The sequence below is a fragment of the Mycobacterium sp. IDUB_1 genome (genome assembly GCF_055419625.1).
Map to the genome: position 1 here is coordinate 255736 of NZ_JBVAYA010000001.1, position 13674 is coordinate 269409.

15 protein-coding genes and 1 tRNA gene are annotated in these 13674 nt (G+C 66.4%); 6 read left to right on the forward strand and 10 right to left on the reverse strand.

Going from position 1 to position 13674, the window contains the following annotated elements:
- Positions 1-514 precede the first annotated feature (514 nt).
- On the forward strand, positions 515-1234 hold the full coding sequence (locus ACZYYX_RS01280; protein ID WP_463812592.1) for a hypothetical protein: 720 nt from the start codon (positions 515-517) through the stop codon (positions 1232-1234).
- Positions 1235-1238: 4 nt separating this feature from the next.
- Here the strand turns inward: ACZYYX_RS01280 and ACZYYX_RS01285 are convergent, their stop codons facing one another.
- The gene (locus ACZYYX_RS01285; RefSeq protein WP_463812593.1) at positions 1239-2999 is read right to left on the reverse strand and encodes an Ig-like domain-containing protein; all 1761 of its coding nucleotides are present in this window, start codon (positions 2997-2999) and stop codon (positions 1239-1241) included.
- Between the two features lie 287 nt (positions 3000-3286).
- On the opposite strand from ACZYYX_RS01285, the gene ACZYYX_RS01290 reads away from it, so the two are divergent.
- Genes ACZYYX_RS01290 through ACZYYX_RS01300 form a run of 3 tightly spaced genes read left to right on the forward strand, consistent with a single transcriptional unit; the run spans position 3287 to position 6085 of the window.
- Positions 3287-4630: a cytosine permease gene (locus ACZYYX_RS01290; protein ID WP_463812594.1), complete on the forward strand. Its 1344-nt coding sequence runs from the start codon at positions 3287-3289 to the stop codon at positions 4628-4630.
- Positions 4627-5358 (forward strand): biuret amidohydrolase, encoded by a 732-nt coding sequence (gene biuH / locus ACZYYX_RS01295; protein ID WP_463812595.1) that lies wholly within the window; start codon positions 4627-4629, stop codon positions 5356-5358. The genes ACZYYX_RS01290 and biuH overlap by 4 nt, the downstream gene beginning before the upstream one ends.
- A 7-nt stretch (positions 5359-5365) precedes the next feature.
- Entirely contained in the window at positions 5366-6085 is a 720-nt protein-coding gene (locus ACZYYX_RS01300) for a GntR family transcriptional regulator (protein ID WP_463812596.1), read from the forward strand.
- Between the two features lie 56 nt (positions 6086-6141).
- On the opposite strand, the gene ACZYYX_RS01305 is transcribed toward ACZYYX_RS01300, so the two are convergent.
- From ACZYYX_RS01305 to ACZYYX_RS01315, 3 genes are all read right to left on the reverse strand, one after another.
- A tRNA-Ser gene (locus tag ACZYYX_RS01305) sits at positions 6142-6232 on the reverse strand.
- A gap of 45 nt (positions 6233-6277) precedes the next feature.
- Positions 6278-6727 carry a nucleoside deaminase gene (locus tag ACZYYX_RS01310; RefSeq protein WP_463812597.1) on the reverse strand — a complete coding sequence of 150 codons (450 nt, stop codon included), beginning with the start codon at positions 6725-6727 and terminating at the stop codon, positions 6278-6280.
- Positions 6724-7248, reverse strand: coding sequence for a tRNA adenosine deaminase-associated protein (locus ACZYYX_RS01315; protein ID WP_463812598.1), 525 nt, complete (start codon positions 7246-7248; stop codon positions 6724-6726). The genes ACZYYX_RS01310 and ACZYYX_RS01315 overlap by 4 nt, the downstream gene beginning before the upstream one ends.
- 59 nt (positions 7249-7307) lie before the next feature.
- Between ACZYYX_RS01315 and ACZYYX_RS01320 the strand changes: the two genes are divergently transcribed.
- Positions 7308-8267 (forward strand): prephenate dehydrogenase, encoded by a 960-nt coding sequence (locus ACZYYX_RS01320; RefSeq protein ID WP_463812599.1) that lies wholly within the window; start codon positions 7308-7310, stop codon positions 8265-8267.
- Here the strand turns inward: ACZYYX_RS01320 and ACZYYX_RS01325 are convergent.
- From ACZYYX_RS01325 to ACZYYX_RS01345, 5 genes are read right to left on the reverse strand one after another with little or no spacing between them, the layout of a single operon-like run.
- Positions 8230-8826 (reverse strand): putative glycolipid-binding domain-containing protein, encoded by a 597-nt coding sequence (locus tag ACZYYX_RS01325; RefSeq protein ID WP_463812600.1) that lies wholly within the window; start codon positions 8824-8826, stop codon positions 8230-8232. The two genes, ACZYYX_RS01320 and ACZYYX_RS01325, sit on opposite strands and share 38 nt — an antisense overlap.
- Positions 8823-9599 carry an ABC transporter permease gene (locus ACZYYX_RS01330; protein WP_463812601.1) on the reverse strand — a complete coding sequence of 259 codons (777 nt, stop codon included), beginning with the start codon at positions 9597-9599 and terminating at the stop codon, positions 8823-8825. The genes ACZYYX_RS01325 and ACZYYX_RS01330 overlap by 4 nt, the downstream gene beginning before the upstream one ends.
- The gene (locus tag ACZYYX_RS01335) at positions 9596-10270 is read right to left on the reverse strand and encodes an ABC transporter permease (protein ID WP_463812602.1); all 675 of its coding nucleotides are present in this window, start codon (positions 10268-10270) and stop codon (positions 9596-9598) included. Before ACZYYX_RS01335 ends, ACZYYX_RS01330 begins: the two co-directional genes overlap by 4 nt.
- On the reverse strand, positions 10270-11424 hold the full coding sequence (locus tag ACZYYX_RS01340; RefSeq protein ID WP_463812603.1) for an ABC transporter ATP-binding protein: 1155 nt from the start codon (positions 11422-11424) through the stop codon (positions 10270-10272). The genes ACZYYX_RS01335 and ACZYYX_RS01340 overlap by 1 nt, the downstream gene beginning before the upstream one ends.
- Positions 11425-11429: 5 nt before the next feature.
- On the reverse strand, positions 11430-12395 hold the full coding sequence (locus ACZYYX_RS01345) for an ABC transporter substrate-binding protein (protein ID WP_463812604.1): 966 nt from the start codon (positions 12393-12395) through the stop codon (positions 11430-11432).
- Between the two features lie 96 nt (positions 12396-12491).
- Here ACZYYX_RS01345 and ACZYYX_RS01350 point away from each other — a divergent pair, with 96 nt between their 5' ends.
- Positions 12492-12845 (forward strand): LapA family protein, encoded by a 354-nt coding sequence (locus tag ACZYYX_RS01350; RefSeq protein ID WP_463812605.1) that lies wholly within the window; start codon positions 12492-12494, stop codon positions 12843-12845.
- Between the two features lie 7 nt (positions 12846-12852).
- Here the strand turns inward: ACZYYX_RS01350 and ACZYYX_RS01355 are convergent, their stop codons facing one another.
- Positions 12853-13665 carry a transglutaminase-like domain-containing protein gene (locus ACZYYX_RS01355; protein ID WP_463814754.1) on the reverse strand — a complete coding sequence of 271 codons (813 nt, stop codon included), beginning with the start codon at positions 13663-13665 and terminating at the stop codon, positions 12853-12855.
- Between the last annotated feature and the right edge of the window lie 9 nt (positions 13666-13674).

The window sequence follows — 13674 nt, forward strand, 5'->3', positions numbered from 1 at the left end:
AAGGCCCGCTACCTCTGGTGGCGGGCCTTTTGCGTGCCACCGATAGCTACCTCCGCCGTCTTTGCCCTGGATGTCAAGATCAGCCGATAGAGTCATGCTTGGTCGACGGCCCGCCCATTCTGCGTGCCGCCGAGGGGGGACGGAAGGTATGGCCATGGGCCGGCACAGTGCTGGGTATTTCGCACAGCAGCAACTTCTTTCACAGAGTGAAGCAGAACCGTCCGGGTCCTGCATCGGACGTGTCGGGCTGCTCGCCTTCATGCTCGGGGTCGGCGCCGCCGTCGCCAGCGGCACGGCCGTCGCACACGCTGACGAATCCGCCGGCAACACTCGTGGCGTTTCTGCCACCGAGTCGAGGCCGTCGAAGACGGTTGAGTCGAAGACGACCTCGCGCGGCCCCAGCACGGCAGACGGGCCGGCGACCCGGCCTCGATCGCTGTTCCGAGCACGAGCCACGAGCGACGGCGAGGAGCAGTCGACGACTTCCCCGACTGCCACTCGGCCCAGGCTCCAGGTGCTCGAGGTCGTTCAGCGGGAACTCGAGGCCGCCGCAGATCGTCGCGCCGAGCGCGCCACCACCACTGCCACCGCTGAGAGCGCCACGGCCACGACCGCGTCCGAGCCCGTGGCACCTGCGCCGAATGACCGGGCAACCACGCAGTACGGCGACATCGGCAAGTGGATGATCACGCCCACAGGCAAGATCTCCGACTACGGCGGCCAACTCGACGACGGCAGGACCTTGCTCGAGCCGGTCAACGTCGTCATCGTGGACTCCAGGTCCACCAACGCATTTCAAGCCAAGATCCGGCTGAACAAGGCCATGCGCGCATCGGGCTTTCCCCCGCAGTCCATCCACAGCGGCGGGTTCCGCGGCATGATCGACGGCAAGACCTATCGTCAGCAGCCGAGCGGCCTTCTACTGGGCTATTCGGACAATTTCTTCCTCGAGACCAACAACCATGGCCGGATCTTCGGCCCTGCGCCGGTGGCGACGCCCGGTGGCTACGTGTGGAGCGGGGCGTTCAGCCAGGAGGAGTGGGGTACCTACAACGGCCGCCCCGCCCATCTCTACGTCTCGTCGAACATCGCCCGCGAGGCGCTGGCCACCAAGCTCGTCGCGAGCGGACAAGCCACCTCGGCAGGTCACGTCGCGCTCGACAACGCCTACAACACCGACACGGTCACCACCGGTGACCACGACGGCGAGGCCGTCGTTCTGATTCTGACGTAGCCGATTACAGGCTCGTGGCGATGGCGGTCGTGAACACCGACGCCGCCGGCGACACCACCGTGTAGCCGAGATCGCGGAGGATGGCCTGCTCGACGGGGCTGATCGTTCGGAGGATGACGCCGGTGGACAGGGTGGGACCCATCAGCTTGCGGCTCGCGGTGTTGTACGGGAAGGTCGACGACCGCAGGTGCGACACCGAGTATGCCTGCAGCGGAACCGGTCCGCCGTACACGGCTACCGCGTTGGCGCCACCGAAGTACAAGCCGCCGTTGCCCCCGGTGACATTGGTGGCGTAGGCACTGTTGAATCGGCCTCGACTGCTGATCACCCGCACACCGTTCGCATCGGTGATGAACTTGTCGTACGTGAGCCACGATTTCCGGCTCGTCTGCAGGGTGTCCAGCATGCTCTGGTAGCCGAGACTGTGCAGCAGCTCATGCATGGCCGCCGACTGGAAGTCATTTTCGTTCAACGCCGGCGAATCGTCGTAGGAATACGTGTACGCGAAGTTCCACAGCAGTGTGCCGTCCGCAGCCGAACGATTCGCGTCGGTGTGGAAGCGCGACGTGACCTTCTTGATCATGGCGTTCGAGAAGGCAGGTCGGCTCGGCACACCGAAATTCGAGCCGCCTCTCGCAAGATACGTTGCCGACGAATTGATTTCACCGGATACGTCATAGGTGAGGGTGACCGGACTCGACGTGGCGATGTACTCCGACACGCGGCTGGCCGCGGCCTCCAGCGCCGCCTTGGCCTGCGGCGTCCAGTACTGCGAGCCGCTGCCGTAGGTGAACTTGAAGACGATGTCGTCCACGGCAGCGACTGTCAGCGTGACGATCGCGACATTGCTCGCGGCAGCGCCGTCGAAGGCGGAGTAGCTGAACGTGTCGGCGCCGTGGTAGTTCGTCGTCGGGGTGTAGACGAACGAGCCGTTCGAGCTCAACGTCACCACGCCGTGCAGCGGGGCGACGACCACGCTGGCGGTGAGCGCGTTGCCGTCGGCATCGGTGTCGTTGTCCAGCACATTGCCTTTGACGGTCTTGTCTTCGAGGCCGGCGTACACGTCACCGGTGGCGACCGGAGAACTGTTCGCTGCTGCCAGCGCGGTCGCGCTCACCGAATCCTCGTCGTGCATTTGGCGGCGCACCCAGGCCATGAGGCCCCACAGAAGTGGAGTGCCGGGCTGCGTCCCGTGGCCGAAGTCGGAGGCGAGGAAGTCACTGACCGTGCCGAGAACCGTGCGGACCACCGGAATCCGCGTGGGTGCAGCCGTCTCCGTCGATGTGACCGGTGCCTTCACCGCGGCAGGCTCGGGAACGCTGATACTCGTCGGCTTCGGTTCCGGCGGCGGCTCGGCCGGAGATTGCACAGCCGGCTCAACGGACGTCCGATCGGGTTCGACCCGGACCCGCGACGTCGGTGCCACACCTTCTGTCCGCTCGCTCAGTCGGGCGTGGCGCTTCGACACCAAAGGCTCGTCGTCGGTGCGCTTGGTCTTTCTGGTCTTGCGGGGTTGCGTAGCCGGTTCATCTGCCGGTTCGCCCTGCATTTCGGTCGGGCGCTCGACCGAAGGGGTGTCGTCGGATGCATCGGCGGTTCGCGCTTTCCTAGACGGCGCGCTGCGGTCCGGGCCGTTGTCGACCGTTGACGAGCTCTCCCCCGTGCCGTCAGCCAACGCGACTGCCGGGGAGCTGGCCACGGCCAACCCGATCCCGAGTGCGACAGCTAATGCCCCGACCCGACCGATAGATGCGGAATGAACCATGACGCCCCCCTAAACAAGCAGGTTCCCCGATGAGCCCGCTTATTTTCGGCAGAGTAACACCAACGGCGGCGCCGCTACAGCAAAACCCTCGCTTCGAGTCGCAGGCTCGAGACGTCGGCGGAGCGGCGCGGGTGGGAGACGTCGGTGGCGCGCAGGAGCACCCTCAGCGTGAGGAGATGGTCATCGGAACTTCACGCAGGTCAACAGACCGGTAACACGTATACCGCACTGTATACAGCAATGGATACAGCTTCGTATCCGGACCTACCGAGCGAAAGAGCTGTGCAGTGGCGAATTCCACGACAACCGACAGCCATGTCCAATCCGGCCTCGGCGAAGAATACGAACACGAACCCGTACCCGACTCCGCCCGCAAGTCCCTCTTTTCGGTCTCTGCGGTCTGGGTCGGGTTCCCGATGATCATGACCTCAGCGGTCTTCTCCGGGATCATCGTCTACAACCTGGGCTTCACCGTCGGGTTGGTCGCGATCCTGATCGGGGATCTCGTCCTCATGGGCTACGTCGGCACGCTGAGTTATCTGGCCGGCAAGTCCGGCAAGAACTTTGCACTGACCGCGGTTGACACCTTTGGTAGCAACGGGTTTCGCGTCGTGTCGAGCTTCCTGTCGACGCTGGTGATCGGCTGGTTCGCCTTCCAGACCGGCATGGTCGGTTCGACGCTCAACGTGTCGATGGGATGGAGCGCGCCGTGGATCACTCTGTTGGCCGGCGTGCTGTTCGTCGCGTTGACATTCGTCGGTATCCGGGCGATCTCGTGGATCGGGGTCGTCGCGTCGGCGTTGTTCGTCCCGCTCGGGGTGGTGGCGGTCATCATCGCGGCTGCCGGAACCGGGCTCGGCACAGCGTTTTCCTATCACGGCGGCGCGGGCGCCGCGGCATTCAGCTTCGGTGTCGCCGTCACGATGACCATTGCGTGTTTTGCCGATTCCGGCACGATGACTGCCGATTTCACCCGATGGGCTCGCAACGGCACGGAGGGTGCGCTCGCCGCATTCGCCGCTTTCCCCGTCGCCTACCTGATCGCCCAGCTCGTCGGTGCGCTCATCGTCGCGTTCGGTGCTTCTGCAGAGGCGGGCACGACGGGCGGCGACTTCCTCCACGTCCTCGTCGGCAAGGGCGGCGTTCTCATTCCGCTCGGCATCCTGTTCGTCTTCGTCAACCTCGGCAGCGTGTGTGCGCACTGCCTGTACAACGGGGCCGTGGGCTTCGGCCACATCACCGGGAAGACGATGCGCCAGTTGACAATTGTGCTCGGAGTCGTTGGCATTGCAGCGGCAGTCGCGGGTATCTGGTCCTACTTTGCGACGTGGCTGAACATCCTCGGCGTGCTGGTACCGCCCATCGGCATCATCATCATCCTCGATCAGCTGATCTTCGCTTCTCGACGCAGCGCGGCACGCCGCGGCGTGTATTGGAAACCGTTCGCCGCGTGGGCAATCGGCGCGGCCGTCGCGCTGTTGACCCACTTCTTCGCTCCGCAGCTCTCGGACGCCGTGGTCGCGATGGTCGCCGGAGGCCTGGCGTTCACCGCGTTCGCCTTCCTGCCCGGGCAACCGTCACCCCAGACCGCACCCGTGACTGAGCCCGCCCTCACAGGAGAGAACGCATGAGATCGGTGACCATCCCCGCCAACCCGTACACCTGGCCCTACGACGGCGCCATTCCCGGCCGAAACACTGCGCTGATCAACATCGACTGGCAGGTCGACTTCTGCGGAGAGGGAGGTTACGTCGATGCCATGGGTTACGACCTGTCGCTGACCCGTACGCCGCTCGGACCCGCGCAGGAGGTGTTGGCCGCGGCCCGCCGGGCCGGCCTCTTCGTCATCCACACACGAGAGGGGCACCGTCCCGACCTGTCGGACCTGCCCGCGAACAAAAGATGGCGATCGGCACAGATCGGCGCCGAAATCGGCTCGCTCGGGCCGTGCGGGCGCATTCTGACCGTCGGCGAGCCAGGCTGGGAGATCGTCCCAGAGATGGCCCCGCTTCCTGGTGAGCCGGTCATCGACAAGCCGGGGAAGGGCAGCTTTTACGCGACCGACTTGGAGTTGATCCTGAAGAGCAACGGCATCACGCACATCGTGTTCACCGGAATCACCACCGACGTGTGCGTGCACACCACGATGCGCGACGCCAACGATCGGGGATACGAATGCCTGGTCGTGTCGGACGCCACCGGGGCCACCGACTACGCCAATCACCTGGCGGCGCTCAACATGATCACCATGCAAGGCGGTGTGTTCGGTGCGCATGCGTCCAGTGAGGCGGTCATCACCGCGCTCGGCCAGTTGGGGTCGGCGTCGGCGTCTCCGCCGGAACGGGCGGTAGCGGGATAATCGCAACGTGAGCCTCACCGTCAACGAACCGGAATCCCTGCGAGACCGGGTCTACGTGGACCTGGGCAAGAAGCTGATGACCGGCGAGATCGATGACCGGACCAGGCTGGTGGAATCGCAGCTATGCGACGTGCTCAACGTGAGCCGCACCCCACTTCGCGAAGCGCTCGTGCGACTGCACGCCGACGGCATGCTTGAGCGACGCCACGACGGCTACTACCCCGTCGCACTCGACATCGTTGGCGTTCGCGACCTCTACGAGCTGCGCATCACCATTGAATTGCGGGGCATCACCAGAATCCTGCAGAACGACGAGTTCTCCTATGACAAGAACAAGCTCGTGATGCTGCGCACTACGTGGAAGCAGTTCGAGGCCTCACCACCACCGGCTGAAGCGGACATGGTGCTGCTCGACGAGTCGTTCCACCTGGAGCTGGCGATGGCCTCGGGCAACATGGCCATGGTCGACGCGCTCGCGAACGTGAATCGGCGCATCAGGCTGATCCGGATGTACGACTTCATCACCGAGGAGCGGGTGACGGCGACCATCGCCGAACACCTCGAGATCGTCGACCTGCTGCTCGACGACCAGCTGGAAGCCGGCAGGACCGCGCTTCACAACCACGTGGGAGCCAGCTTCGATGTCGTCGAGCGGCGCGCGATCAAGGCAATCAGCGCGAGGGCGCTCGGTCGCGGCGTCAGCAATGTCGAAAAGCTATGGGCGTGAGCTCACGACGTCACTCTGGTGATGCGACGAAAAACCCCGGCCGACGGCCGGGGCTTTGGCGGTGGCGGAGGGATTTGAACCCTCGGACGGGGGTTACCCGTCACACGCTTTCGAGGCGTGCTCCTTAGGCCGCTCGGACACGCCACCGTGTGGCAGCTTACCGATGGGCGGCCTGCGACCCAAACCGGCTCGTCAGCGCTGACCGGCGAAGAACTCTTCCAGCGGCGCCGCGCACAGGTCGGCGAGCACCCCGCCCGTCACCTGCGGCCGGTGCGTCAGCCGGCGATCGCGCACCACATCCCACAGCGAGCCGACCGCCCCGGTCTTGGGCTCCCACGCGCCGAACACCACCCGCGCGACCCGCGCCATCACCAGCGCGCCCGCGCACATCGTGCACGGCTCGACCGTCACCGCCAGCGTCGCACCCGCGAGCCGCCACCCGTCACCGTGCACCGTGGCCGCGGCCCGCAGCGCGAGGATCTCCGCGTGCGCGGTCGGATCGCCCAGCTCTTCGCGCGCATTCGCCGCGCGGGCGAGCTCGGTACCGTCGGCAGCCACGACGACCGCTCCGATGGGCACGTCACGCGGACCCGCCGCCGCGGCGGCGTCCAGGGCAGCCCGAATCAGCTGCTCGTCGGTCACCGGCCCAATTTGTCCAGCACAGCGGCCAGCTCGTCGGCGAAACCCATCTCCCGCGCGATTCGACCCACCTGTTCGTCGGCGTAGAGGTCGTCACTCTCGTCGAGGATCACGCCCAGGACGGCCTCGGGCAGGCCGATGTCGGACAGCACGGCCAGATCGCCTTCTTCGAACGGGTCGGCCCTCTCGAGTTCCTCGTCGTCGAAGTCGGCGTCGAGCTTCTCCAACACCTCGGCCGCGATGTCGTAGTCCAGCGCCGCTGTGGCGTCGGACAGCAGAAGACGAGTGCCCGACGGCGCCGGGCGGACGATCACGAAGAATTCGTCGTCGATGTCGAGAATCCCGAAAACTGCTCCTGCGCTTCGTAATTCGCGGAGCTCCGTCTCGGCGACCGACAGACTGGTCAGTGCGGCCGCGCGCAACGCGGTGCACCTCCACTTCCCGTCTTCACGCACCACCGCCACGCCGAAGCCGTCCGGTTCGTCGACCGAACGCTGCTGAGCCTGTGCACGCTGCGCTCCCATGAGAGCTAACCGTAGTCCCCTGTCATGGCCTTGACCATGCGCTATGCCAACCTGGACAGGTGGAGAAGACACCCGTCTGCGTGCTGGGCCTCGGCTTGATCGGGGGCTCGCTGATGCGCGCGGCCCGGGCGGCCGGACGTCCCGTGTTCGGATACAACCGATCGGTCGACGGGGTCGAGGCCGCCCGCTTCGACGGATACGACGCCACCACCCACCTCGACGAGGCCCTCACCCGTGCCGCCGATCTCGGTGCGGTGGTCGTGCTCGCCGTCCCCATGCCCGCCCTGCCGACGATGCTGGCCCACGTGCGTGCCGCCGCGCCGCAGTGCCCGCTGACCGATGTCACCAGCGTCAAGGGCGCAGTTCTCGACGAGGTACGCAAGGCCGGGTTGCTCGACCGGTTCGTCGGTGGCCATCCGATGACGGGTACCGCCCACTCGGGCTGGACTGCCGGGACGGCGGATCTGTTCATGGGCGCGCCGTGGGTCCTCAGCGTCGACGACCATGTCGATCCGCGGGTCTGGACCGAGGTCATGACGCTGGCTCTGGACTGCCGCGCGTTCGTCGTCCCCGCGCGGTCCGACGAGCACGACAGGGCCGCGGCCACGATCTCGCACCTGCCCCACCTGCTCGCCGAAGCGCTCGCAGCGACGGCCGGGCATGTTCCGCTGGCGTTCGCGCTGGCGGCAGGCTCTTTCCGGGACGGCACGCGGGTGGCGGCGACGTCTCCTGAGCTGGTGCGTGCGATGTGCGAAGCCAACGCCGCGGAGCTGCTGCCGGTGCTGGACGAAACGCTGGGGCTGCTGACCCGAGCCCGCGAGCAGCTGGCCGAGCACGGCTCGGTGGCCGAACTGGTCACCGCGGGGCACGGCGCCCGGGTGCGCTACGACAGCGTCAGCCGGCCCGACATCGTCGGCACGACGATCGGCGCGCCGGGCTGGCGGGACGAGCTGGCCGCCGCCGGCCGTGCCGGCGGGGTGATCAGATCCGTTCTGCCAAGCCGGGATAGTCGAGGATGAAGCCGTTCGCGTCCGCGGTGACGGTGGTGTCGGCGACGGGCGAATTCAGCTTGATGCCGTCGGGCGTGGCCGCGTAGCTGATGTGCTCGACGTCCACCGACAGGTCAGGAACCCGAAGGTAGACCACCGGAACGGTGACCGACTCCCCGCTGCCTGGCATCACTCCGGCGCGGCGGATGGGCAGGGCGTTGAAGAACGGGCTGAAAATGACGTCGACGTCGAGCGCGCCTTCGTAGGACGACCGGCTGGTCTGGCCCGAGTGCTCCTGGACCAGCCACATGTTCTCCTCGTCGCGCGCGACCGAGAGCTGCCGCTCCCGCTCGGCGAGCGTGACGGTCATCGACAATCGCTTCGTGGCCCCGGTCTCGTCGGTGACGAGATCGTAGGAGGCGCTGAATGCGGGATGCGCCGCGGTGGCGGCCGCCACGACGCGACCGTAGGCCTTGATGCGATTGCCTGAGAGCTGCACGCGGACCGACTCCATCCGCGGCACGTCGGGCGCACGCCACGTCAGCACGGCGGGGAAGGTCGTCGTCTCAGAGCGGTCGGCTTCACTCATGGGTCTACCGTAGGCGACGGCCCCACCCGTTCGTGGCGGGCTGCCGAACTGGGCCGAGATTCGAGTGCGACCTCGTCGGAGAGGAAGGGCTGGGGCAGCGATCGGCTGCCACGCAACCGCCCACTGCCGGGCACCGAAAGCCACACCGCAAACGCCATCGCAGCGTCGAGGATCAGCGCCAGCAGGGTCACCATCAGGGCCCCCACCAGGGCGACGTGGAACTGCCGGACCTTGATGCCGTCGATCAGGTAGCGACCGAGGCCGCCAAGGCTGGCGTAGGCCGCGACGGTCGCGGTGGCGACGATCTGCAGCGTCGCGGTCCGCAGGCCGCCGAGGATCAGCGGCATCGCGATGGGGGTCTCGACACGCAGCAGGATGCGGCGTTCCGTCATGCCCATCGACCGCGCGGCGTCGATCACCGCTCGGTCCACGTTCGCGATGCCGGCGTAGGTGCCGGCCAGCAGCGGTGGGATGCCGAGCAGCATCAGCGCCACCGTCGGCGGCACCAGCCCGAGACCCCACAGCAGAACGCCCAGCAGCAGCACGCCGAGGGTGGGCAGCGCGCGCAGCGCGTTGACTCCGGTCACGACGAGGAAGGTGCCGCGCCCGGTGTGGCCGATCAACATCCCGATCGGCACGGCGATCAGCGCGGAGAAGAACGTGGCCACCGCGGTGTACTGCAGGTGCTCGACGATCCGCATGCCCAGCCCTGAGGGCCCGGACCAGTTGGCCGCGGTGAAGATGAAGGACAGTGCCTGTTCGAGGAAGTTCACACCGACGCCCCCTTCGGTGCCGCCTTCGCCGATCCGGTCTGCGCCCTCGTCCAAGGCGTCAGTAGTTTGCCGGCGAACATGATCAACGTGTCGATGACGAGCGCGAGGACGAAGATCGCGATGATGCCGGCCACGATCTGGTCGCTCTTGTTCGACTGATAGCCCTCGGTGAACCACGTCCCGAGGCCGCCGATGCCAATCACCGAGCCGACCGACACCATCGAGATGTTCGTCACGGCGACCACGCGCAGGCTGGCGATCAGGACCGGAACCGCCAGCGGGAGTTCAACTTTCAGCATTCGGGTCAGTGGCTTGTAGCCGACCGCGGTGGCCGCGTCGAGCACCGCCGGCGAGACCGCGTCGAGCGCCTCCGGCACGGCCCGGACCAGCAGCGCCACGGTGTAGAGCGTGAGCGCGACGATGACGTTGGCCTCGTCGAGAATCCGGGTGGGGATGATCAGCGGCAGCACCACGAACAGCGCCAGCGACGGGATCGTGAAGATGATGCTCGCCGTCACCGTAGTGAGCCGACGCAGCGCCGTCGTGCGCTGCACCAGCGCGCCCAGCGGAACTGCGATCACCAGACCCAGCACGATGGGAATCAACGAGAGCCGCAGGTGGATCACCGTCAGCGCCCAGAGATCGTCGAGATGGGTGAACAGATAACGCATTACTTCGACTCTTCTCTCCCCGAGTCGCTGCGCTCCTGCCCCGCCGGAACCGCCTGCCGAGCGGTGCGCTGGGCGTCCAATGCCTGGAGCACGTCGTCGGCGCGGACCCCGCCGACGACCTGATTGTGTTCGTCGACGGCGACGCCGAGACCGGCCGGCGAGGACAGCGCGGCATCCAGCGCGAGGCGCAGGGTGCCGTCGGGACGGAACAGCGATCCCCCGGCGATCGTGCTGTCGTACAGCGAGCGGCCCTCCCGGTGCAGGTTCACGCCCTCGGCATCGATCCATGCGTATGGGGAGCCGTCGGGGTGGGTGACCAACACCCAGTCGCCGGAAGCCAGTGTCAGCGCGTCGATCTCGGGCTCACCCACGTGCCGGATGTCGTGCAGCGGGAGGCCTGTGGCGTGGAAGAACTGCAGACCCCGGTAGCCGCGGTCGGCTCCGACGAAGCCGGCGACCGCGTCGTTGGCGGGATTGGACAACAGGCGAGACGGCTCGTCGTACTGCTGCAGCACCCCGCCCCGGCCGAACACCGCGACCTTGTCGCCGAGCTTGATCGCCTCGTCGATGTCGTGGGTGACGAACACGATGGTCTTGCGCAATTCCTTTTGCAGCCGCACGATCTCGTTCTGCAGGTCGTCGCGCACCACCGGATCGACCGCGCTGAACGGCTCGTCCATCAACAGGATCGGCGGATCGGCGGCCAGCGCACGCGCCACCCCGACGCGCTGCTGCTGACCGCCGGAGAGTTGCGCGGGGTAACGGTTGGCCAGGGCCGGGTCCAGGCCGACCCGCTCCAGCACGCCCAGCGCGGATTTCCTTGCGTTGCGCCGGGATTCGCCGCGCAGCACCGGGACGGTGGCCACATTGTCGATCACTCGCAGATGCGGCATCAGACCCGCGCTCTGGATCACGTATCCGATGCCCAGACGGAGCTTCACGGCGTCGACTTTCGTGACGTCGTCGCCGTTGACCGTCAGGGTGCCCGACGTCGGTTCGATCATCCGATTGATCATCCGCATGGACGTCGTCTTGCCACAGCCCGACGGCCCGACGAACACCGTCAGCGTGCCCTCGGGGACCTCGAGCGTCAGGTCGTCGACAGCGACGGTGCCGTCCGGATACTTCTTGCTGACATTGGTGAAGGTGATCATCGCGCCTACTTCCCGACGGGTTTGTCGAAGCCGTTGTCGGCGATCCACTTTCCCGCAGCCTCGTCTGGATCGACGCCCTGGTTGCCCTCGACAGCGGTGTTCAACTGGATCAGCGCCTCGGTCGTCAGTTTGGCGCTGACGGCATCGAGCACTGTCTTCAGATCGGACGACATCTTCTGCGAGGCGACCAGCGGCACCACATTGGCCGCCAGGAACACGTTCTTCGGGTCCTCGAGCACCACCAGCTTGCTCTGCTCGATCGCCGGGGAGGTGGAGAAGATGTTCGCCGCGGTGACTGTGCCGCCGGTGAGCGCCTGCACTGTCGCGGGGCCGCCGCCGTCGCTGATCGCCACGAAGTTGGCCGGCGTGATGTCCAGACCGTACTTGTCCTTCAGCCCCACCAGCCCGGTCTGTCGCGTCTGGAATTCCGACGGGCCGCCGACCTTCACCTCAGGCGAGCGAGGTGCGAGATCCGCGATCGACTTCAGGTTCCATTGCTGCGCCGTGGCTTCGGACACCGCCAGGGTGTCCTTGTCCTCGGCGGGTGAGGGAACCAGGATCGACAGGTCGCCGGGCAGCGCCTTGAACAACGCGAGCAGCACGGCATCCGACGTGGTGGCCGGGCTCTTCTCGTCGAAGTACTGCAGCAGGTTGCCGGTGTACTCGGGGATCAGGTCGATCGAATGATCCTGCACGGCCGGGATGTAGGTCTCACGGCTGCCGATCCCGAACTGCCGCGAGACGGTGAAACCGTTGGCCTCCAGCGCCTGCGCGTAGATCTCGGCGATGATCTTGGACTCGGTGAAGTCCGCCGAGCCGACCTTGATCGACTTCAGATCGCCCGAGACCTCCCCACCACCGAGCGGATTGGAACTGCCACACGCCGCGACGGCGAAAGCGAGGACCACGGCCAGAAGGACGCGCAGCGGCGACCATCGGGATTGTCGAGACTGGCATCGGAAACGGATCACGCTGGAACGTCCTCTCCAGATCGCGGAAGCTGTCGTGACCCTAACGCGACATCTGCGCATGTTTCATTCGAAGCGCGAAAGGGCAAGAATGGTGCCATGTCCAGCGAACCGTTCTCGTCGGCCGAGCCGCCGCCCACGTACGACGTGCCGACGACACCGGCGAAAGGCACCCCTCCGCCGCCTGAATCCGCGGTGCACCGGACCCGCGCCGCGGCGCTGTGGTCGGCGCTGACACTGGGCTTCCTGATTCTCATCGTGCTGCTGATCTTCATCGCTCAGAACACCGAGTCGGCCGAATTCGCTTTCCTCGGCTGGAGCTGGAGCCTGCCGCTGGGTGTCGCGATCCTCGCCGCGGCGGTCGCCGGCGGCCTACTCACCGTGGCCGTCGGGGCGGTGCGCATCTTCCAGCTGCGCCGGGCGGCGAAGAAGAATCTCAAAGCCGGGTTGTAGGCCGGCCTCACTGAATCGACACCACCTGATCGACGGAATCCCTCGGTAGGTCACCGTCGACGGTTGCGGTGACGACCATGTTGTTCACGTTGATCAAGCCCTTGTGGTTGTCCAGCCATGCAGTGTCGGCTGCGTCGCGCCCCGTCGCGATGCGCACCAACGACTGTCGCGGCGCCAGGAGGGTCGCGTCGACCACCCGCCACTGCCCGTCGACGAACGCCTCGGCCACGGCGTGGAAATCCATCGGCTGGCAGCCCGGCGCGTACACAGACACCAGGCGGGCCGGGACGTTGACCGCGCGCAGCAGAGCGATGACGAGGTGCGCATAATCGCGGCACACCCCGGATCCGGCGAGCAGAGTGTCTGCCGCGCCGTCGATCGGATCGCTGGACCCGGGCACGTACTGCAATCGCGACCCGACCCACGACGACACCTTCTCCAGCAGCGCCACGGAGTCGGTGTAGTCACCGAATTCGGTCGCGGCGAAGCCGAAGAACTTGTCCGCCTCGGCGTACCTACTGGGCCGCAGGTAGGTGGTCAAGTCGAGTTCGGTGACCGGCGTCGGATCGGCCAGCCCGCGCACGGATGCGGTGTAGCTGACCTTCAGGTTGCCCTTCTCGACATCGAACTTGTGGATGCGGTTACCGTGATCGCCGGAGATCTCGTTGATCTTCTCCAGCGGAATCTCCTTGCCGTCCAACACGAATGACAAGGATTCGGTCACCTCGGCGCCCGGCTGCGGCGCAACTGCAATCTGGAATTCCAATGTTGTCGGCGCACTGATCTCGATGTCGAGTTCAGCACCGACGTCACGCTTCATCTCACCTGA